At 68.8% G+C, this 20,405-nt stretch carries 16 protein-coding genes, 2 tRNA genes and 1 other RNA gene; 11 read left to right on the forward strand and 8 right to left on the reverse strand.

The window, feature by feature from the left end:
- Positions 1 to 25: 25 nt before the first annotated feature.
- Positions 26 to 115, forward strand: a tRNA-Ser gene (locus tag WEF05_03540).
- 78 nt (positions 116 to 193) lie between these two features.
- Positions 194 to 280 (forward strand) — tRNA-Ser (locus tag WEF05_03545).
- A gap of 57 nt (positions 281 to 337) precedes the next feature.
- Here WEF05_03545 and WEF05_03550 read toward each other — a convergent pair.
- From WEF05_03550 to WEF05_03560, 3 genes are all read right to left on the reverse strand, one after another.
- Positions 338 to 1,528 carry a hypothetical protein gene (locus WEF05_03550; protein MEX1100972.1) on the reverse strand — a complete coding sequence of 397 codons (1,191 nt, stop codon included), beginning with the start codon at positions 1,526 to 1,528 and terminating at the stop codon, positions 338 to 340.
- Between the two features lie 245 nt (positions 1,529 to 1,773).
- A complete protein-coding gene (locus WEF05_03555) occupies positions 1,774 to 2,709 on the reverse strand; it encodes a GNAT family N-acetyltransferase (GenBank protein ID MEX1100973.1) in 936 nt (311 codons plus the stop codon).
- Positions 2,694 to 3,398: an MtnX-like HAD-IB family phosphatase gene (locus WEF05_03560; protein MEX1100974.1), complete on the reverse strand. Its 705-nt coding sequence runs from the start codon at positions 3,396 to 3,398 to the stop codon at positions 2,694 to 2,696. The genes WEF05_03555 and WEF05_03560 overlap by 16 nt, the downstream gene beginning before the upstream one ends.
- Positions 3,399 to 3,463: 65 nt before the next feature.
- Between WEF05_03560 and ffs the strand changes: the two genes are divergently transcribed.
- From ffs to WEF05_03585, 5 genes are all read left to right on the forward strand, one after another.
- An RNA gene (gene ffs / locus WEF05_03565) (signal recognition particle sRNA large type) lies at positions 3,464 to 3,727 on the forward strand.
- 41 nt (positions 3,728 to 3,768) lie between these two features.
- A complete protein-coding gene (dnaX, locus tag WEF05_03570; protein ID MEX1100975.1) occupies positions 3,769 to 5,583 on the forward strand; it encodes a DNA polymerase III subunit gamma/tau in 1,815 nt (604 codons plus the stop codon).
- Positions 5,584 to 6,180 carry a recombination mediator RecR gene (recR, locus tag WEF05_03575; protein MEX1100976.1) on the forward strand — a complete coding sequence of 199 codons (597 nt, stop codon included), beginning with the start codon at positions 5,584 to 5,586 and terminating at the stop codon, positions 6,178 to 6,180.
- The gene (locus tag WEF05_03580; protein MEX1100977.1) at positions 6,180 to 8,306 is read left to right on the forward strand and encodes a prolyl oligopeptidase family serine peptidase; all 2,127 of its coding nucleotides are present in this window, start codon (positions 6,180 to 6,182) and stop codon (positions 8,304 to 8,306) included. The genes recR and WEF05_03580 overlap by 1 nt, the downstream gene beginning before the upstream one ends.
- Positions 8,307 to 8,484: 178 nt before the next feature.
- The gene (locus tag WEF05_03585) at positions 8,485 to 9,756 is read left to right on the forward strand and encodes a DEAD/DEAH box helicase (protein MEX1100978.1); all 1,272 of its coding nucleotides are present in this window, start codon (positions 8,485 to 8,487) and stop codon (positions 9,754 to 9,756) included.
- A 9-nt stretch (positions 9,757 to 9,765) separates the two neighbouring features.
- Here WEF05_03585 and WEF05_03590 read toward each other — a convergent pair whose 3' ends face one another.
- Both WEF05_03590 and WEF05_03595 read right to left on the reverse strand, forming a co-directional pair.
- On the reverse strand, positions 9,766 to 10,866 hold the full coding sequence (locus WEF05_03590) for a DUF4349 domain-containing protein (protein MEX1100979.1): 1,101 nt from the start codon (positions 10,864 to 10,866) through the stop codon (positions 9,766 to 9,768).
- Positions 10,863 to 11,546 carry an RNA polymerase sigma factor gene (locus tag WEF05_03595; GenBank protein MEX1100980.1) on the reverse strand — a complete coding sequence of 228 codons (684 nt, stop codon included), beginning with the start codon at positions 11,544 to 11,546 and terminating at the stop codon, positions 10,863 to 10,865. The genes WEF05_03590 and WEF05_03595 overlap by 4 nt, the downstream gene beginning before the upstream one ends.
- 74 nt (positions 11,547 to 11,620) lie before the next feature.
- Between WEF05_03595 and WEF05_03600 the strand changes: the two genes are divergently transcribed.
- From WEF05_03600 to WEF05_03610, 3 genes are all read left to right on the forward strand, one after another.
- Positions 11,621 to 12,865: an aspartate kinase gene (locus WEF05_03600; protein ID MEX1100981.1), complete on the forward strand. Its 1,245-nt coding sequence runs from the start codon at positions 11,621 to 11,623 to the stop codon at positions 12,863 to 12,865.
- Positions 12,865 to 13,908, forward strand: coding sequence for an aspartate-semialdehyde dehydrogenase (locus WEF05_03605; protein MEX1100982.1), 1,044 nt, complete (start codon positions 12,865 to 12,867; stop codon positions 13,906 to 13,908). Before WEF05_03600 ends, WEF05_03605 begins: the two co-directional genes overlap by 1 nt.
- A 70-nt stretch (positions 13,909 to 13,978) precedes the next feature.
- A complete protein-coding gene (locus WEF05_03610) occupies positions 13,979 to 15,625 on the forward strand; it encodes an ATP-binding protein (protein MEX1100983.1) in 1,647 nt (548 codons plus the stop codon).
- A 49-nt stretch (positions 15,626 to 15,674) separates the two neighbouring features.
- Here the strand turns inward: WEF05_03610 and WEF05_03615 are convergent, their stop codons facing one another.
- Genes WEF05_03615 through WEF05_03625 form a run of 3 tightly spaced genes read right to left on the reverse strand, consistent with a single transcriptional unit; the run spans position 15,675 to position 17,871 of the window.
- Positions 15,675 to 16,169 (reverse strand): GNAT family N-acetyltransferase, encoded by a 495-nt coding sequence (locus tag WEF05_03615; GenBank protein MEX1100984.1) that lies wholly within the window; start codon positions 16,167 to 16,169, stop codon positions 15,675 to 15,677.
- A complete protein-coding gene (locus WEF05_03620; protein ID MEX1100985.1) occupies positions 16,166 to 16,450 on the reverse strand; it encodes a MazG nucleotide pyrophosphohydrolase domain-containing protein in 285 nt (94 codons plus the stop codon). The genes WEF05_03615 and WEF05_03620 overlap by 4 nt, the downstream gene beginning before the upstream one ends.
- Before the next feature lie 20 nt (positions 16,451 to 16,470).
- Positions 16,471 to 17,871, reverse strand: a complete 1,401-nt coding sequence (locus WEF05_03625; protein ID MEX1100986.1) for an MFS transporter — start codon at positions 17,869 to 17,871, stop codon at positions 16,471 to 16,473.
- Positions 17,872 to 18,066: 195 nt separating this feature from the next.
- On the opposite strand from WEF05_03625, the gene WEF05_03630 reads away from it, so the two are divergent.
- Positions 18,067 to 20,391 carry an HAD-IB family hydrolase gene (locus WEF05_03630; protein MEX1100987.1) on the forward strand — a complete coding sequence of 775 codons (2,325 nt, stop codon included), beginning with the start codon at positions 18,067 to 18,069 and terminating at the stop codon, positions 20,389 to 20,391.
- The last annotated feature ends 14 nt before the right edge of the window (positions 20,392 to 20,405 follow it).

Genomic DNA, 20,405 nt, shown 5'->3' on the forward strand with positions numbered 1-20,405 from the left:
CAGACCCCTTGCTAGACTCGGCGGCGGAGGCGTGCCGGAGCGGACGAACGGGACCGCCTCGAAAGCGGTTAGGGGTCTAAAACGCCCCTCGAGAGTTCGAATCTCTCCGCCTCCGCCCTCCGCGTCGGCCGTCCCAGTCCGGGGCGGCCGTCGCCGTTCCGGGGCGACCGAGGGCTTCCGTAGACTGGGCGGCGGTGGCCTGCCCGAGCGGCCGAAGGGACACGCCTGGAAAGCGTGTAGGGGGGCAACTCCCTCGAGGGTTCGAATCCCTCGGCCACCGCCGACCTCGGCCACCGCCGAAGGCGATGTCATTCGCCGGCGGCCAGCGTTGCCCTGCTCATGAGGGAGGGTGCGCCGTGGCGGGGGGTTGTCGTCGAGCGACAACGATCGCAACCACGGTGGTCACGACCATGCCGACGATCGCCACGCGACCGACGGCAACGGTCGGGTCAGAGTCAGATTCGGCCGCGAACCCTAGAGCGCTCGACGCCACGAACGACATGAGCCATCCCATGAGGATCACCCCCACCCCCCGGGGCCACGAGGGCCACCTCCTACGGCCGAACAGCCACATCGCGAGAGCAAGGATCGGTCCGAACACGAGCAGGCCCCAGGATGCCGCGGTCTCGATGGGGGTTGCTGCGATGGGAGGTGCTGAAAGCACACGCGTCGCCTCCCATCGCCCGTTCTCGTGACGGGTGAGGACACCGTCAGCTCCTAGGCTCGCGACAACGTTCGGACCCGGTCGACCTTCGGCCACCGCGACCGAACCGAGGATCCCGACGTGGCCACCCGCGCAACCGGTCGAGATGGCCGAGAACTGCGCGTCGCTGAGACGCAGTTCCTCGACCCGATCTCCACCGGGTGATCCACGTTCGATGACCCGCTGACCGCGGAGGTGCCAGCACGTTCCGTCGGAGGCGCACGCCTTCAGCGGTCCCGTCGGACCGGGGTCCTCGAAAGGGGAGCCGGGTCGTGGGGAGGCCGGTTGCATTCCCTGCGGCGGCGCACTTCGTTCCCACGAATGTCCCCCGTCCTCGCTGCGAGCCCACTCCGGGTCACCCCACCCTCGGCTGACGAGCGCAAAGAAGGTCTCGTCTGCAACGACCACCCGGGTGACGGCAGGGCTGGGGTCACAGCTCGTCGCGGTCGCAGCGATGACCGCGACGATGGCTGCCGCGAGGGGGACACCGGCCGACATCCCGGCGCGCAGTCCACGAACGAGCTGTCCGGACCCGAGAACGGGGGTTCCTGCACCCCCGACGGACGATCGGAACAGGCGCGTCATCGGAATCAGGATCGTGAGTGCGACGAGGTCGCTGGCATCTCGGGCGGTGACGCCACCAAGGAGGGGGCGAGCGGCCTCCGCGAAGCCCGGGGTCGTCTTGAGGAGCAGGAACCCAGTGCCGACGAGCGCGAGACCGCGCCGTGGCCCGATGAGCACCGCCGCGAGCGTTCCGGCGACGGCGACACCGGCGAAGTCGCTGATCTTTCCCGTCCACCAACCGGGAAAGTGCTCCTTCAGCACGTGGTCATTCAGGGCCAATAGGAGAACGGAGGCGATGAACCTCGGGTCGCCCGCCCATCGCCACCGTCCACTGAATGGTGAGGACGGGTCTCTGTCGTCGGTCAGCCCTCGAGGCGGCACGCGCTCATTGTCTCTCGTCGACGTCGTGTGCGGGTGCGGGTCACACACTCACTGGAGCGTTCTCGGAACATGAGGTGTGAGCACCCGTGATGACGCCCCGGATACGGACCGGGCGACGTTGGAGCTCAGCGCAAGCGCTTGCTCCAGTACGCGTAGCTGTTGTGCACGACCATCCCGACCTTCAGGTACAGGTCCTTCGCACCCGTTCGTGAATCGGTGGACAGGCCGACCTGCGAGGCGCCTCGTGAGCGCAGCGCGCCGAACGCCTCGCGCAGCAGGCTTTGCGCGATCCCCCGTCCGCGACGGTCGGCGCGCACCGCGAGGTCGTGGACCCACCCCTCCTCGGGAGTGACGAGTCCGAAGGCGGCGCCGACGATGTCCTCGTCGGGCCCTTCGACCGCCACGAGGAGCAGGGAGGGGTCGAAGTCGGCGCGATCGATCGAGGTCGCGCGCCACAGGTCGAAGGGTTCCGACCCTCGTTCCTCCCACTCGGTGAAGGCGTCGTCGATCACCCGATGGACGGCGCGGGTCTCGGTCTCGGGACGGAACGGACGGATCCGGACCCCGTCGGGAAGCGGTCGGTCGTCGATCTCGACCTCCGAGGGCAGGCGGAAGGTCCAGGCGACCCGTTCGGCCTCGTACCCGCGGGATCGGAACAGGGCCACCGTCCCGGTCGCGCGATCGGGCACGCCCTGACCGACGCGCAGCGGTCCATCGGGGCGTTGTGCGAGCGCCCGTTCCTCGAGCCACGACAGCAACGCGCTGCCGATCCCGAGGCCTCGCGAGGAAGGATGCACCGTCGCTTCGAGCCGTTCCCGGAACAATTCACCCTCGGCGACGATCGCTCCGCTGCTGTCGATCACGGCGGTTGCGTCGACCCCGACGTTGAACCCGGGACGTTCCCACTCGCCGCGGACGTCCTCCGTGCTCATCGAGGACTCGCCCTCGTCGTGGAGCTCCCCGGCGCGGTACAGCGCAGTGACCTCCTCGAGGTCCGTGGGCGTCGGCGGGCGGAACCGGAAGCCGTCGGGCAACGCCCCGTGCGTCAGGGCGTGCTCCATCCCGGGCACGTCGGCGGCTCGACAGCGCCCGGGAGTCCGTCGATCTCCTCGAGCACGGTCCGGACATCTTGGAAGTCCTCGTACGGCAGGAACGGCACCCCGTCGGACCGGCAGATGGCGACGAGGGCGTCCTTCGCGAACACGACGTCCGCGTAGAGGGCTCCGTAGCGATCCGACAGTCCTTCCCCGATGAACGCCACGGGTCCGTACTCGCGCCGGGCTCGCTGCACGACGAGCATCTTGCAGGTCCCACACCCGTTGCATTCCGGATGCGCGTTCGGATGCGAGAGCGCGGCCGGTCCGCCGTCGTGGTCGAACGACAGCCGGTTCGTGATGACCTCGAGGTGGCCGAGACCTTCCCGCTGGAGCAGCGGTGGGATGTAGAAGGCGAAGCCGTCGCTCGCCAGTTCGACCGGGAGGTCGTGCGCCTCGGCCCACGAGACGAACGGACGGAACGTCGGGTCCATGCGGCACTGATCGAGCGCGAAATCGATCATCGTTTCGCGATCGGTATCGAGGAGGGCCGCCTGCGCCTGCGCGGCCTCGCGCAAGCCCACCTCCCCCCGATCGACCCGTTCGTCCCAGTCGCGCCAATCGGCGGTACCGAACCGCTCGAGCAGCACCTCGGACACGTCATCGAGGCATGCCGTTCCGTCGAAGTCAACGACGATCGAGCGGATCGGATGCATCGAGCCAGGCTACCGAACGACCCGCACGGCGTATCCGAGCGCGCCCGTATACTCGCGGGCGGTGACCGTGCTAGGCGGGGAGCCAGCGGTGCCCTGTACCCGGAATCCGCTTACCGGGGCCGAATCCCCGCCCGCGGCCCGGATGGTCGAGGCAGCCCTCGGCACGGAGCGATGATGGTCGGGTCCTACGCGACACCAACCTGCGAACCCCGTCAGGTCCGGAAGGAAGCAGCGGTAAGCGGGCCCTGGTGGGTGCCGTAGGGACGCCTGGCCGGAGCCACCGGCCGTCGAAGCGTTCGTGCCGTCCGCGGTCAACGGCGGGTGCACGGTCACCCTTACAGCTTCGCCGCGGGGCATAGAGGGGATACCGATGGCCGAGGATCGACCACACCAGGCGCTGTACCGGCGTTACCGCCCACAGAACCCTCAGGAGATCCTCGGCCAGGACCACGTCGTGCGCGCCCTGACGGGCGCGATCGCCGAGGACCGCCTCGCGCACGCGTTCCTGTTCTGTGGGCCCCGAGGTACCGGCAAGACCTCGACCGCTCGGATCCTCGCGAAGATGGTCAACTGCGAGCAGGGTCCGACGGCCGAACCGTGCGGCACATGCGACCAGTGCGTGGCGATCCGCGACGGCCATCACATCGATGTCTTCGAGATCGACGCCGCATCCCACGGGGGTGTGGAGGATGCCCGTGACCTGCGCGAGAAGGCTCCGACCGCTCCGGCGTACGGTCGCGAGAAGGTCTACATAATCGACGAGGCGCAGCGGCTCTCCCGAGAGGCGTTCGACGCCCTGTTGAAGGTCTTCGAGGAGCCGCCTCCAGGCGTCCGGTTCGTCCTCGCGACCACCGAGCCGCACAAGATGCCGGCCACGATCGTCGGGCGGTGCCAGCGGTTCGACTTCCGGCGCGCCTCGCTCGACACGATCTCCGATCATCTCGAGCACATCGCGAAGGACGAGGGTGTCGGCTTGACCAGCACGGCCGCAGCGGCGATAGCGCGCCAGGCGGAGGGCTCGTTCCGCGACTCGTTGTCGCTGCTCGATCAGGCGATGGTGATCGCCGGAGGCGGCGAGGTCGACGATGCCGTGGTCGCGACGATGCTGGGAACGCCGCGTGCCGAGATCCAACGCGAGCTCGCCGACGCGGTCGCGGTCGGCGACGCGAAGAGCGTGTTCGAGATCGTCAACCGGCTCGTCCTCGAGGGTCAGGACCTGCGCCACCTCACCTCCGAGACGCTCGAGCACTTCCGTAACCTGCTGCTCGTTCGAACCGCTCCCGGGCACGATGACCTTATCGACGTCACTCCCGACGAGTACGAGCGGCTCCGTCAGCAGGCGGAGAAGTTCCAGCCGGCCGAACTCTCCCGTGTGATCGCGCTGCTGCTCGACGCGCAGGCGGACATGCGGTGGACCACCTCACCACGCATCTCGCTCGAGCTCGCACTCGTGCGCGCGACGATGCCCGAGACCGATCCCCAGCCCGTGGGCATGCTCGCGAGGATGGAACGTCTCGAACGCCTCGCGGGACTCGAAGGTGCTCCCGGCGTGGCGACCAGTGCTCCCGCTCCGGCCGCGTCACAGCCCACGGCAACCGGCCCAAGGAAGGCGTCTCCCGCGACCGATCCCCCCGACGACGCCGTTCCCGTGGTCGCCAAGGCGGTCGAGGCGACGCAACCGATCGGTGGCGACGCGACGCGATCCGAGCCCGCCTCCACGACGTCGAAGCGGAAGGCGAAGCCCGAGGAGAAGGCGAGCGCGCCCACGCCTCCCGCGCAGCCGGTGATCCACGCGGCCTCCACCGGGTCGGTCGACGTCGAGCTGCTCCGCAAGTCCTGGCCATCGTTCATCGAGCACCTCCAGGCTCAACGGCAGCCGATCCTCAAGGCGCTGCTCGAGACCGCGACCCCCGTCACCTTCGACGGTTCGACGCTCGAGCTCGCGTTCCCTCCCGACCGGACCTTCGGGGTGAAGAAGGTCGAGGAACGCGCTCCCGAGCTCCGCGAGGCCCTCGAGGCCGTGTTCGGTATCGCGCCGCAGGTCCGGTGCGTGGTCCGCGAGGCCGGCGCGAAGGCGAACGAACCCGACCCCGAGGTCGACGACGAGCCACCTCCCTCGGAGGAGGAGGCGCTCAAGCGGCTGAAAGAGGCGCTCGGCGCCGAGGTCGAGGGAGACGGTTCTTAGGTGGCCTACGAGGGGCCGATCCAGGATCTGATCGACGAGCTGTCCCGGCTGCCCGGCGTCGGGCCGAAATCGGCCCAACGGCTCGCGTTCTGGCTCGTGAAGGCTCCCGACGACGATGCGAAGCGGCTCGCACACGTGATCGTCGAGGCGAAGGAACGGATCGCCTTCTGCCGCGAGTGCGGCAACGTCGCCGAGGGCGAGCTGTGCCGTGTGTGCCGCGACCCGGGCCGCGACGCCACCGTGCTATGCGTCGTCGAAGAGCCGAAGGATGCCGCGACGATCGAGCGCGCCGGTGTGATCAAGGGTCGCTATCACATCCTCGGCGGGGCGATCTCGCCGCTGGACGGCATCGGGCCCGAGGACCTCCGCATCCAGGAGTTGCTCGACCGCGTCGAGCGCGACGGTGTCACCGAGGTGATCCTCGCGACGAACCCGAACCTCGAGGGGAACGCGACGGCGATGTACGTCGGGGCCCTCCTCAAACCCCTGGGTGTTCGCGCGACCCGGCTGGCCAGCGGTCTGCCGGTCGGCGGCGACCTCGAGTACGCGGACGAGGTCACCCTGTCGCAGGCGCTCGAAGGCCGCCGGGAGCTGTAGTGCTCACCGAGGAGGAACGAGAGTTCCCCCGACGGTACGCGCGCACCGGTCGCTTCACGAACGGCTCTCCTCGGGCGATCACGGTCGCGCCCGACGGGTCGCGCGTCGTGTTCCTGCGCTCGTCCGGACCCGAGGATGACGCGAACGCGTTGTGGGTCCTCGATGTCGATGGGTTCCGCGAGCGTTCGATCGCCGATCCGCGCGAGCTGGGTGCCGACGCCGACGATCTTCCGGCCGTCGAGCGCGCGCGCCGGGAGCGCGTCCGCGAGTCGGCGGGCGGCATCGTCGCCTACGCCTGCGACGACGCGGTGTCGGTCGCGACGTTCGCGGCGGGGGCAACGCTGTTCCTCGCCGATCTGGGATCGGGCGAAACCCGCCGGTTGTCCGCGGAGCCGCCGGTGTTCGATCCGCGCCCGGATCCGACCGGCTCGCGCGTCGCCTACGTGGCCGGCGGTGCCCTCCATCTCGTCGACGTGGCGGGCGGTGTGGACCGGATCCTCGCGGCGGATCCCGACCCGGACGTGTCGTGGGGGAGCGCGGAGTTCGCCGCGGCCGAGGAGATGGGCAGGATCCGCGGGTTCTGGTTCTCCCCCGACGGGGAACGGATCGCCGCCTGCAGGGTCGACGAACGGCGGGTCCCGGTCTGGTTCATCGCCGATCCAACCGACCCGAGCGCGGCTCCCGCAATCGTGCGCTACCCGGTCGCCGGCTCGACGAACGCCGACGTCTCGCTCGCGCTGTTCGACGTTGCCGACGGCGCTCGGCTGCCGGTGCAGTGGGACCGTGAGGAGTTCCCCTACCTCGCCCGCGTGTCGTGGACACCGAGCGCCCCCCTGACCCTGCTCGTCCAGTCGCGCGACCAACGCGTTACCCAGGTGCTCGAGGTCGACGCCGCGACCGGAAGGACCGCGCTCGTCCGCGAGGATCGAGACCACGCCTGGGTCGATCTCGTTCCGGGCTCGCCGGCGCGGCTGACCGACGGGCGACTCGTCTCGACTGTCGACGCCGATGACACCCGGCGCCTGGCGATCGACGGATCACCGGTGACCCCGCCCGGGCTCCAGGTGCGGTCGATCGTTCGGGCCAGTGACACGATCGTGATCACCGCGTCGACCGATCCGTACGAGACGCATCTGTACCGCGTGACCCCCGGCGATGCCGGACCACCCGAGCCCCTGACGACCGCCTCGGGTGTGCACTGGGGCAGCACCGGCGGCGACACGCTCGTCGCGCTGTCCCGCACGCTCGAGGACGATCGGACGAGGGCGGAGGTCTGGCGCGACGGCGCGAGGATCGGTGTGATCGGCTCGTCCGCCGAACCACCGCCGCTGGACACGCGGCCGTCCTTCTCGTTGCTCGGCACGCGGGAGCTTCGGTCGGCCCTGCTGATCCCCCGCGACGTGCAACCGGACCGCTCGGGTCCGTTACCCGTGCTCCTCGACCCGTACGGGGGACCGCACCACGCGCGCGTCGTGCATGCGCGGCAGGACTTCCACGGGTCGCAGTGGTTCGCGGACCGAGGGTTCGCCGTGCTCGTGACCGACGGCCGCGGAACGCCCGGCCGTGGCCCCGCGTGGGAGCGCGGTGTTCGCGCCGACCTGGCCGGTCCGGTGCTCGAAGATCAGGTCGACGCTCTGGCCGCCGCGGCGGTGAGGTATCCGGGCCTGCTCGATCTCGACCGGGTCGCGATCCGCGGATGGTCGTTCGGAGGGTTCCTCGCCGCGCTCGCGGTCCTGGAGCGCCCCGACATCGTCCACGCCGCCGTGGCCGGCGCCCCAGTCACCGACTGGGCGCTCTACGACACCCACTACACCGAGCGCTACCTGGGCAGCCCCAAGGACGATCCGGAAGCGTACGGGCGCAGCTCGTTGGTGCGTCTGGCCGGCCGGCTCGAGCGCCCCCTGCTGCTCCTCCACGGCCTCGCCGACGACAACGTCGTGGTCGCGCACACCCTGCGCCTGTCGACGGCGCTGTTCGAGCACGGCAAGCACCATGAGATGGTGCTGCTGCCGAACGCCACGCACATGACGCGCAGCGAGGTCGTGGTCGAGCGCCGCTTCGATCTCGAGCTCGATTTCCTCCGCCGGTCGCTGGGGCTCGTGGAGGGCGTGCGGTCGAGCTCGTGAGATGTCAGGTACGCTGCTAGTCAGGTAGCGCTCCACGTCGTTCCCCCTCCACGGAGACCCGACGTGATCGAGCCGCCCCGATCCACGGGGTTCCCGCGCTCAGCGCCCGCCCACGACGCATCCGCTTTTCCTCGCGGCGACGTCGACCTCGCCGCTTCACGAGCAGAAGGCAGATGTGATGACCCAGACCGAACTCGCTCCACGCGACGCCGACGAGCGTCGTGCTCCGTCCACTCCCGAGGGGTTCGCCGACCTCGGCGTCTCCGGGGAGGTCGTCCGCGCGCTGCAGCTTCGCGGGATCGACGCCCCGTTCGCGATCCAGGCACTCGTCCTCCGTGACGCGATCGCCGGAAGGGACGTGCTCGCCAAGTCGCGGACGGGCTCGGGCAAGACCCTCGCGTTTGCCGTGCCGATCGTGGAGCTGCTCACAACGAGCGGTCGTTCGCCGTCGGCATTGATCCTCGCTCCGACGCGCGAGCTCGCCAGTCAGGTTGCCGAGGAGTTCCGTGCGCTCGCCGACGTCCGCGGCCTGAAGGTCGCGGTCGTCTACGGCGGGGTGGGCATCACCCCGCAGGCCAAGAAGGCTCGGCACGCCGACATCGTGATCGCGACCCCCGGCCGGCTGCTCGACCTCGTGGCGCGCAAGCTCCTGCGGCTCGACCGGGTCCGGATCGCCGTGCTCGATGAGGCCGACCGAATGCTCGACATGGGGTTCCTGCCGGACGTGCGCAGGATCCTCGACCTGCTGCGTCCCGAGCGCCAGACGATGCTGTTCTCCGCGACCCTCGACGGACAGATCGGCACGCTCGCCGCTGGCTACACGGAGAACGCGGTGCGCCATGAGGTCAAGGACGACCGACCCGTGGTGTCGGATGCGATCCATCGCTTCGTGGCCGTCGACCGCCCGGACAAGCAGCGGGCGCTCGTGCGGGAGCTGGCCGCCGATCGAGGGCTCACCCTCGTGTTCGTGCGGACCAAGCACGGCGCCGACCGTCTCGCGCGCAACCTGAAGAAGGAGGGGTTCCGCGCCGGTGCCCTCCACGGCGGTATGAGCCAGCCGCAGCGCGAACGGGCGCTCGGCCACTTCGCCGCCGGACGCAACGACGTGCTCGTCGCGACCGACGTCGCGGCGCGTGGGCTCGACCTCGAGCACATCTCGCACGTGATCAACTTCGACGCCCCGGAGGATCGCGATGCCTACGTCCATCGCGTCGGGCGCACCGCTCGCGCCGGCCGCAGCGGCACGGGAGTGACGTTCGTGACGCCCGAGCAGCGCAACGAAGTCGGCAAGATGGCGAGGGAACTGAAGCTGCACACCGAATACTCCGAAGCCGGCCTCCGTGCCGGACCGACCGGAGGTCAGGGCTCGAAGTCGAACCGATCGCGGCAACGGAGCGGCAACGGCAGCAACGGCCGGCCCCGCCAGCAGCAGCGCCGACGCCGCCGCTGAGACTCCGGATCAGCCGCGCTCGGCGGGGCGACGCCGCATCGAGCGGGCGACGAACCAGCCGATCGCTCCGAGCACGAGCAGCGGGAGCAGGTAGCCGACCCCGATCACGATCGCGCCGACCACCCGGATGAACCCGTCGATCGACGACGTCCAGGCGTCCAGGATGCTTGCCTCGTCGTCGCCCTGCGGCTCGACACCCTCCTCGTGCAGCTCGACGCTGATCGTCGCCTTGCTCGTCTGATCGTTGATCAGCTTGACGCGACCCTTGAGCTCCTCGATCCGGATCAGCACGTCGTCGACGGCGTTGGTCAGCCGCAGGATCTCCTCGAGCGAGTTCGCCTTCCGCAGGAGCGTCGTGAGCGCGGTGCGGCGCGCCTGCAAGATCTCCAGACGTGCCTTCAGGTCGAGGTACTCCGCCGTGACGTCGGCGCTCTGGATCGCGTCGCGGTCCGTCCGGATCCCAAGGTCCTTCAGCAGGCCGCGCGCGCGATTGAAGTACCTCGCGGGAACGCGCATCACGAGGGACCCGGACCGCACGCCGGCCGACTGGGTCGTGACGAACCCGCCGAGGTCCTCGGCGATCAGCGAGGCCTGCTGGAACCGGTCACCGAACGTGTCCCTCGGGATCTGCACGGACAGGTCGGCCGTCTTGATCACCTTCGAGAACTCACCGGGGATCCCCGCCGCGCCGGGGATGTCCTCGACAGCTCCGTTCCCCCCGCCGCCGGTCAGCCCTGCATCGTCGGTGGCGTAGTTGCTCCCGAACCCGAATGCCTCTTCGTCCGAGCCGTTCCCGACCCGGGCGAAGTCGCTCCCGGAGGCGGGCTCGTCCTCCGGAGCCGGCGCCGGCGACTGGAGGGCACGCTCAGGCATGGCCGCCGAGGTCGACGCGGCATCGTCCTCGCCGCCCCCGCCGGTCACCTGCGTTCCGACGATGCCGGCCACCGTGAGGAACGCCGCCGCTGCCGCTCCGACCTTCAGCCAGCGACGCGAGCCACGTCGTCGTGCCGGCAGAGGAGTGGCGGGCGAGTGCGACACCGTTTCACGGGCGGCGGCCAGACGGAGATCGTCGCCGAGCTGGTCCAGGAAGTCGATCTTCGTGTCGGTCATCGGTCGCTGACCTCCATCTCGAAAGCGGGTTCGAGCTCGCGCGCTCGCGGTTCGAGTTCGGTGGCGAGCCGTCGCATCGCACGGCTCACGCGTTGGCGGGCGGTGGCTTCCGTACAGTCCAGTGCAGCCGCTACTTCCGCGTACGGGCGTTCCTCGATCACGCGGAGTTGCGTCGCGTTCCGCTGATCGTCCGGAAGTCCCCCGAGCGCCTGCGCGATGTCGTCGCGCAGCGGAGCGAAGTCGATCAGCTCCTCGATCCGGTCGAAGTCCTCGGAGGAGAGCTCGCGTTCGGGGAGTCCCAGCTTGGCTCGCGCTCGCGCGTCGACGCCGCCGCGGCGACGGAACCGGGAGAGCTGGTGGTTCGCGATCCCGTAGAGCCAGGCAGCACCGTCGGATCCTTCTCCGCGGAAGCTCGCTCGCGACGCGAAGGCCTCGGCGAAGGTCTCGGCGGTGAGATCGGCGGCGGTCTCGGGGTCGAACGTGCGCCGAGCGAAGAAGCGGAGCAGGGGCCGTGCGTGACGTTCGTAGAACATCGAGAAGGTCTCCGGTCGCTGGCTGGAACGGAGCACGAGCTCCGCGTCGCTGGTCGTTTCCATCGGCACCTTCTGATCGCCCGGGTCGGTGTCGGTGCTGTCACGAACCTCATGCCGCAGCGTCATGAACATGTGACGCCCGGGCACGACCGCCAGGTTCCCATCTCGCGAACGGACCCCTCCTACCAGGGACGTTAGGTGGCAGTTGGTACCGTTGGTGCATGCCGGTGATCGTGCAGAAGTACGGCGGGACCTCGGTCGGCGACGTCGGCCGGATCCGTGCCGTCGCGGATCGTGTCGTGGCCGCCCGAGAGGACGGTTACGACGTCTGCGTCGTCGTCTCGGCGATGGGCGACACGACCGACGATCTGATCGGCATGGCGAACTCGCTGACCCCCGCCCCGCAGCCTCGCGAGCTCGACATGCTCCTGACCTCCGGGGAGCGGATCGCGATGTCCCTGCTGGCGATCGCGATCAACGCCCGTGGGTGCAAGGCCGCGAGCTACACGGGATCGCAGGCCGGCATCATCACGACGACCGAGCACGGCAAGGCCAAGATCGTCGACGTCCGTCCGGGTCGCATCAAGGAGGCGCTCGAGGGCGGCAACGTCGTGATCGTCGCGGGGTTCCAGGGCGTCTCGACCACGCTCGACGTGACGACGCTCGGCCGCGGGGGGTCGGACACGACCGGCGTGGCGCTCGCTGCCGCGCTCGGAGCGGACTTCTGCGAGATCTACACGGACGTCGACGGTGTCTACACGACCGACCCCCGGATCTGCGGGGACGCGCGCAGGATCGACGCCGTCAGCTACGAGGAGATGCTCGAGATGGCCGCGAGCGGTGCGAAGGTCCTGCAGCTGCGGGCGGTCGAGTACGCTCGACGCCACGGTGTCCGCGTGCACGTGCGCTCCTCGTTCACGGCCGAGCCCGGCACCTGGGTGCAAGAGGAAGGAACGCAAGGGATGGAGCAGGCGCTGATCTCCGCGGTCGCCCTCGACGACACGGAGGCGAAGATCACGATCGAGGAAGTGCCCGACCGTCCGGGTGTGGCCGCGAACATCTTCAAGGCCGTCGCCGACGAGGGCATCAACGTCGACATGATCGTCCAGAACGTGTCGCATTCGGGCACAACGGACATGTCGTTCACCGCGCCGCGGGCCGATCTTCCCAAGCTCCAGGATGTGCTGGATCGCATCGTGAAGGAGATCGGTGCCGTCCGCTTCGTGGTCGACGACGGCATCGCGAAGGTCTCCCTGATCGGGGCGGGGATGAAGTCGCACCCGGGCGTGGCGGCGGACATGTTCCAGGTGCTGGCGGCCGAGGGCGTGAACATCGAGATGATCTCGACCTCGTCGATCCGGATCTCGTGCGTGATCCGCAGTGACGAGGCCGATCGCGCCGTGCGTGCGGTCCACGTCCACTTCGAGCTCGGCGAGGGGACCGTCGAGCGCGGAGCCGCGGTCTGATGGGCTACCGGGTCGCCGTCGTCGGCGCCACCGGAGCCGTCGGTCGCCGGATCACGGCCATCCTGGCCGAGCGCGCCTTCCCCGTCGACCAGCTGATCCCGCTGGCCTCATCACGCTCTGCAGGGTCGAAGATCGAGTTCCGGGGCGAGCAGATCGAGGTCCGAGAGCTGACCGACGTCGCGCTCGCCGAGGCCGATCTCGTGCTCGCGTCCGCGGGCGCCGCCGTGTCGGAACGCTTCCTCCGGACCGCGGCGGAGGCCGGCGTCACATGCATCGACAACTCGAGCGTGTTCCGCATGGACGAGGACGTGCCCCTGTCGGTCCCCGAGGTGAATCCCGAGGCGCTTCGGGGATCCCCCCCGCCCAGGCTCGTCGCGGTGCCGAACTGCACCACGATCACGGCTGTGCTGCCGCTCGGTCCGCTCCACCGCGAGGCCGGCCTCACCGAACTCGTGCTCTCCAGTTACCAGTCGGTCAGTGGGGCCGGTCAGAGGGGGATCCGCGAGTTGCAGGAGCAGGTCGACGCCCTCGATGGCGATCTCGAGACCGAACTCGCTGTTCCCGACGCCGACACGCTGCTCCGAGGAGACACCTTCGGCAAGCCGATCGCCTTCAACGCGGTCGCGAAGATCGGCGCGTTCCAGGATGACGGGTTCACCGGGGAAGAGGTCAAGATGATGGCCGAGCCGCGCAAGATCCTCTCGGCGCCGGGCCTGGAGGTGGCCGCAACGAGCGTGCGGGTTCCGACGGTGGTCGGTCACGGAGTGTCGATCGCCGCCACCTTCTCCCGCCCGATCACGGTCGAGGAGGCGCGCGCGATCCTCGCGGAAGCCCCGGGCGTCGAGCTGCGTGACGATCCGGCGAACGGCGTCTACCCGAGCCCGGTCGAGTCCGCAGGCCTCGACGTCGCCCTCGTCGGCCGGATCCGTCAGACCCCGGGCCGGAACGACCAGCTCCTGCTGTTCAGCTGCGCCGACAATCTCCGAAAGGGCGCCGCGCTCACGGCCGTCCAGATCGCGGAGCTTCTGATCCCCCGGACCTGAGTAGCGAACGTCTGTTCGACTTTGTCAGGTTATGCCATACTTGATCCGCCACGGTCAAGGAGGGTCAAGTATGGCAACAATGGGATTTCCACCCTTCCATCCCAGGTCAGGGGATATCCCGTTCCTTCTCAGCGAGCAGGAGTTCGCGCAGGCGTTCCCTCGGGAAAGCGATCTTGTGGAGTGGAAGGAGGGGGCGGGGCAGGACGCGATACAGCGTGCCGTAGTCGCCTTCTCCAATTCGAACGGTGGGGTGATCCTCATCGGTGTGGACGACAGCGGTCGGGTTGTGGGCCGTGACCCTGATGGCGCCTCCCGAGTGGTCCATCAGGCCGTAGCGACGTGCTACGAGCCCGGGACGTACTGGATCCATGTGCTGCTAGTCGGGGATAAACGAGTCACGGTTGTTGCCGTTGCCCAGCGCACACAAGGGTTCGCTCAAACATCGAAGGGCGAGCTGCTAGTTCGTCGGGGCGCCAGCAATCGGGCTCTTCTCGGTGGAGAACTCCAGCGGTTCATATCGTCGCGAGCCTTCGCTCGTTTCGACCTGACCGAAACAACGACCCCGTGGTCGGATGCCAGTCAGCCGCTCATCCGTCAGATTGCGGAATCCTATGGGTGGGTCAACATGGACCCCCGACGATTCATCGATGAAGAGCTGGCAGCTGATGGGCCCGATGGACCGGTCCTCACCGTTGCGGGTGCGTTAACCCTCCTACCGGATCCATCCGCAGTGATTAGCAAGTCATTCGTCGAGGTGCTCCGGTTTCCCAACGAGGGATCTGAGTACGATCGCCGCCTCGAGATCCGCGGCTCGGTCCAAGAGGTAGTGGTCAGTACAACGGATTTCCTAGTCGAAGAGCTCGGCATCGATGTGGTGGTCACCGGTGTTCGAAGGCTGGAGTTGCCTCGACTCCCGACCGTGGTCATCCGCGAAGCGCTTGCGAACGCGGTGGCGCACCGAAGCTACGAAGACGTTGGTCGCCCCATCCAGGTCGAGATCTTTCCGAGTCGGTTGATCGTCACGTCCCCAGGGGGACTGGTTGAACCGGTCACCGAGGAGAACATCCGCGACGCCCACTCCTCGAGGAACGCCAAGCTGCTTCAGGTCTTGCGGCGCCTTCGGTTGGCTGAGGAACTCGGTCGTGGTGTCGACGTGATTCAGGACACGATGGCTGAAGCCTTGCTGGATCCGCCGAGTTTCCGAGACAGGGGGCACTCTGTGGTCGTCGAGCTCCCTATCAGGGGTGCCGTGACGCCTCAGGAGAAGGCATGGGTGCGTGAGGTTGAGCGCTCAGGTGAGATCCGACCGAGCGACCGCCTGCTCCTGGTCCAGGCGGCGAGGGGCGAGGTCCTGACGAACAAGCGCGTTCGTGAGGTTCTAGCGGTGGATAGGGGAGAGGCAGTGGCAGCTCTCCATCGCCTTCGGGATGCAGGTTTCTTGCGCCAGTCCGGAACTCGCGGTGGAACGAGCTACGTTCTCGGAGAGAGTGTAGCTTCCCCGCCGTGGTTCCGAATGACGCCCACGGATCTTCGCGAACTCGTCGTCGATCTGGCGGCGTCCGGTCCCATCACCAACGCCGACGTTCGCCAGGCAACAGGACTCGATCGGGTCGCAGCCCTACGGGTTCTTGATGCTCTCGTGCGTGAAGGTTTGCTGCGTCGCCATGGCGAACGTCGCACCACACGATACGAATTGGCAAGCCCTCCCACGACCTAGTGGCGTGGAGAGTACACACCCATCCATCCCGGCTAGGTGTCGTCCACGGCTAGGTGTCGTCGCGGATCGGCTGGCCACTGGGGGCGACGTCGTCGACGAGCGGCTTCACGAACCACTTGCCGTAGTCGGCCCATCCCAGCCGTTCGTAGAAGTTGTGCGTGTCCTCGCGCCATCCGGCCGTGACGAGCGACATGCGGAAGCAGCCGCGCTTGCGCGCGAGCTCCTCCGCCCGGCTCAGGAGCAGCTTGCCGACCCCCTCGCCGCGGGCGCGCTCGGTGACGACGACGTCGTTCACGCGAGCCTGGGGCCGATGGTCGCCCAGGCGCTGGTGGTACTCCATGTCGAGCACCCCGAGGAAGTCCTCGCCGCGCTCTGCGATCAGGTTGACGACCTCGAGGCGGCGCAGGTGGCCTCCGAACTGCATCTGGTGGGTGGGGTTGTCGGCCGTTCCCTCGGCCACGCCGCGCCCGAGCTCGACGAGCAGACCGGCAACGGCGGGCCAGTCCCCAGGTCGGGCGGATCGCACGACGATCTGCTCGCTCACGACGGGCACTCGCACGGGGCGGAACCACACTTGGGGCAGCCGTTCTCGTAGCGTGATGCCGCGCGCTCGAGGTCGATGCCGGATAGGTTCGCGAGCGAACCGAGCCAGGCGAGTACGTCGCCGAACTCGTGCTCGAGGTTCTCGCGATCCTCGCGCCGCAGCGCGCGTGCGAGCTCGCCGACCTCCTCGGTCATCCAGCGGAAGGTCGCGTCGCGCCCGCGGCCGGCGTCGCGCTCGTAGTACGTGCGCCGCAGGATCTCCTGTAGCTCGGTGATCTCCATGAACGCGAGTGTAGCTTCGGTCAAGTGGTCTCGCGGGCGGAGGCCGTACCCGACCCGGGGATCCTGCGGGCGATCACGAGCAACGGAAGCATCATCACGAGCCCGACGACGAACGCGCCCGCCAGTCCGGCCGTCGTCGCCGCGCCTCCCTCCTCGAGCAGGGCGATCGCGCTGCCGCCGAGTCCCGCTCCGATCCCGACGCCGAGCATGTCCATCAGCAAGGTCGACGACAGCTCGCCCGCCTGGCTGTTCTCCGATGCCGCGTTCATCACCGATAGCGGGATCGTGGGGAACGCGATCCCCATGCCGAGTCCCGCCACGCCCCATCCCACGTACGTGACGATGATCGGGAATCCTTCGATCAGACCGCTGGCAACGCCGACGGTTCCGAGGAAGATGAGCAGGACGCCGATCGTGACGAGGCGTCCGAGCGGCACCGCGCCGGCTTGCCGGGACTGCCAGAAGCTTCCGATCGCCCACGTCACCGTCGCGGCGGAGATGACCAGACCCGCGACCGCGACGCTGAAACCGCGGAGCTCGGTCAGCATCAGGGGCACGAACGCGTCCACCGCGAAGAACGCGCCGCTCAACAGGAACGCCGCCGCCGCCGCGGCCGGCAGCCCGGGGCGAGCCGAGAGCGTTCCGCGCGGCACGATGTGCAGCAGGGCCGGGAGACCGATCGCCGCTCCGACGATGAGCAGAGGAACGCTCCAGACGGTCACGTCGGTGATCGCCGCCAACACCATCCCCGCTCCGAGCATCAGCTGCAGAGGCCAGCGGACCGGCAGGTGGCTCTCGTCGTCGATCGCGCCCGGAACGTTGCCGAGTCCGGGGAAGATCAAGGCCGATGCGATCAGCAGCACGGGGATCGGCGCCACGAACGCGTAGCGCCAGCCGATCGTGCCGGCGATCGCCGCGCCGACCGGAGGTCCGAGCAATCCGGGGAGGATCCACATCGAAGCGAGCAGCGCGAGCACGCGCGGACGCAACCGCTCCGAGTAGCTCTTCGCGACGGTGCCGAGTGAGAGGGAGTACAGCGCTCCCGCTCCCGAGCCTTGGACGAACCGGCCGACGACGATGATGAACATCGACGGGGCGAGTGCGGCGATCACGAGACCGGCGACGTACACGAGCAGCATCACGATCAGGGGTTTGCGCGTGCCGAACCGGTCGGCTGCGCGCCCCGCGATCGGGATCGACCCGAACGTCGCGAGTGCGAACGCACTGAAGGCCCACCCGTAGAGTTCCACGTTGCCGAGATCGCTCCGCACGTCGGGAAGGATCGTGGTGACGATGAGCGCCTCGACGGCGATCAACGCCTCGAGCAGCAACAGGCCGATCGTGAGCCGCCCGCGCCTGCCGTGGAAGACTTCCCTCCAGGACGCGGGACCGGGTGTCGCCCGGGTTGCCTCTTGAGCCACACACCCTCCTCAGCGGGGACAGCCAGGGCGACGCCCGGCTCGAACGGTCGTTCCAGAGCGTAGCGTTCGCCCCGCCGGTCACGGCGCGGACGGCGGGCACGGTCGACGCACGCGCTCGCGCCCGGGATCCGGGTACCGCGACCCCTCGGTCCGATGGACTTGTCTACCAACCGGTAGATGTGCATAATCTGCCGCATGGTAGACACCCCGGCTCGCCCGGATGACGCCTCGCCCACCCCTGAGGGGGAGCCCGGCCGCTCCCTCCCGGCACTGCTTGCGGGCAAGAGGACGCTGGTCACGGGCGTGACCGGGTTCCTCGGTCAGGCAGTGGCCGAGCGGCTGCTCCACGACTTCCCCGACACGCCGCTCGTCGTCCTGATCCGCCCCCAGCACGGCGTCTCCGGTCGCAGCCGGCTCGAGAAGGTGATGAAACGGCCATTGTTCGACCGGCTCCGGGAACGGGAAGGTGGTGACGACGGGATCTCGAGGCTGCTCGACCGCCGCGTGCTGGTCGTGGAGGGTGACTTCACGCGCGAGGCTCCCTCCTTCCCGAACGATCTCGACCTCGTGATCCACTGCGCGGCCGCGGTGTCGTTCGACCCACCGATCGACGAGGGGTTCCAGACGAACCTGCTCGGGACCCAGCGCTTCTACGGGTCGATCGTCGCCAGCGGTTCGACGCCCCACCTCGTCCACGTGTCGACGGCGTACGTCGCGGGGACTCAGAAGGGCGTGATCTTCGAGCGCACGCTCGACCACAAGGTCGACTGGCGCGCCGAAGCGGACTTCGCGCTGCAGGCCCGCCGCGACGTCGAGGCGGCGAGCCGCCGGCCCGAGCAGCTCGACTCCTTCATGGACGAGGCGCGCAAGGAGCACTCGCGCGCGGGCCCGCAGACCGTCGCGACCGACGCCGAGCAACGACGGAAGGACTGGGCGACCAAGCGCCTGATCCACTACGGCCGCGCTCGCGCGCAGACGCTCGGCTGGCCGGACAACTACACGTTCACCAAGGCGATGGGTGAGCGAGCCACCGAGGAGCTCGCCGCGGAGCACGATCTGCCGCTGTCGATCGTGCGTCCATCGATCATCGAGAGCGCCTACACCCACCCGTTCCCCGGGTGGATCGAGGGCTTCAAGATGGCCGAGCCGATCATCCTGGCCTACGGGCAAGGACAGATCACCGAGTTCCCCGGGATCCCCGAGGGGATCGTCGATATCATCCCGGCCGACCTCGTGGTGAACACGATCCTCGCGGTCGCGGCGAACCCGCCGCCGCCGAACGAGCCCGGCTACTACCACGCGAGCTCGGGTGACCGGAACCCGTTGATGTACTACGAGCTGTACGAATGGGTTCGCGAGTACTTCGAGGCCCACCCGCTGCCCGAACGAGGACGCGGGTACGTGAAGCCCCCGACCTGGACCTTTCCCGGCAACCTCAAGGTCGAGCGGATGCTCCGCACCGGGGAGCGACTCGTCGACATCGCCGACACCGCCGTGCGCCGGCTCCCGAAGTCCAAGCGCACGCGCGAGTTGATCGCGCGCGTCGATCGGGACAAGTCTCGGGTGGAGTTCGTCCGGCGCTACGCGGACCTGTACGGCACCTACACCGAGGCCGAGGTGATCTACACCGACACGAACACGCTGCGACTGTTCGACTCACTCACCGACCAGGACAAGGCGCGGTTCCCGTTCGACTCGGCGATCGTGGACTGGAAGTACTACCTGATCGACGTGCACTGTCCGAGCGTGACCTCGTCGCTGCGCAAGCTCTCGTCGAAGAAGCGCACGCCGTCGGTACAGATCCGTGAACGCGAGGAACCGACCCTGGCGGTGTTCGACATGGAGGGAACGATCATCTCCTCCAACGTCGTCGAGTCCTACGTCTGGACGAAGATGGCCGACCTCGAGTGGATGGACTGGCCGAAGGAGCTCGTGGACGTGTTCGGACGCGTTCCCGGCTACCTGATGGCCGATCGTCGCGACCGGGGGGAGTTCCTCCGCACGTTCTTCCGGCGGTACGAGGGCGCCTCGGTCGAAGGCGTGCAGGAGATCATCGACGACCACGTCGGCGAGTTCATGTTGCAGAAGGCGAGTCCGGCGGCGATCCGGAGGATCCGCGAGCATCGCGCGGCAGGACATCGCACGTTGCTGCTCACCGCCGCGGCCGAGATCTTCATCCAGCCGCTCGCCCCGCTGTTCGACGTGATGGTGGGCGCCGAGCTCGCCGAGCGAGACGGGCGCTACACCGGCTTCATGGCCACGCCGCCCCTGGTCGGAGAGGCTCGCGCAGCCTGGCTGCGCCGGTATGCGGCGGATCACGGCGTCGATCTGAAGCAGTGCTACGGGTACGCGGACAGCCACTCCGACCTGCCGCTGCTGCGCGCCGTCGGGAACCCGGTCGCGGTTTCGCCGGACTCCGCGCTGCTGCGGATCGCGCGCAAGCGCCGCTGGCCGGTCGAGGAGTGGGCGATGAGCACGCCGATGCCGCGCGTGCGGTTCCCGAAGCCGGCGATCCGATGAGCCGGGGAGGAGGC

The sequence above is a fragment of the Actinomycetota bacterium genome, from assembly GCA_040881665.1.
Classification (GTDB): domain Bacteria; phylum Actinomycetota; class UBA4738; order UBA4738; family HRBIN12; genus JBBDWR01.

Excerpts from the sequence above, each read along its gene's own strand:
- WEF05_03555 (MEX1100973.1), bottom strand. The coding sequence starts at position 2,709 with ATGGAGCACGCCCTGACGCACGGGGCGTTGCCCGACGGCTTCCGGTTC.
- WEF05_03560 (MEX1100974.1), bottom strand. The coding sequence starts at position 3,398 with ATGCATCCGATCCGCTCGATCGTCGTTGACTTCGACGGAACGGCATGC.
- dnaX (MEX1100975.1), top strand. The coding sequence starts at position 3,769 with ATGGCCGAGGATCGACCACACCAGGCGCTGTACCGGCGTTACCGCCCA.
- WEF05_03585 (MEX1100978.1), top strand. The coding sequence starts at position 8,485 with ATGACCCAGACCGAACTCGCTCCACGCGACGCCGACGAGCGTCGTGCT.
- WEF05_03590 (MEX1100979.1), bottom strand. The coding sequence starts at position 10,866 with ATGACCGACACGAAGATCGACTTCCTGGACCAGCTCGGCGACGATCTC.
- WEF05_03600 (MEX1100981.1), top strand. The coding sequence starts at position 11,621 with ATGCCGGTGATCGTGCAGAAGTACGGCGGGACCTCGGTCGGCGACGTC.
- WEF05_03605 (MEX1100982.1), top strand. The coding sequence starts at position 12,865 with ATGGGCTACCGGGTCGCCGTCGTCGGCGCCACCGGAGCCGTCGGTCGC.
- WEF05_03610 (MEX1100983.1), top strand. The coding sequence starts at position 13,979 with ATGGCAACAATGGGATTTCCACCCTTCCATCCCAGGTCAGGGGATATC.
- WEF05_03620 (MEX1100985.1), bottom strand. The coding sequence starts at position 16,450 with ATGGAGATCACCGAGCTACAGGAGATCCTGCGGCGCACGTACTACGAG.
- WEF05_03630 (MEX1100987.1), top strand. The coding sequence starts at position 18,067 with ATGGTAGACACCCCGGCTCGCCCGGATGACGCCTCGCCCACCCCTGAG.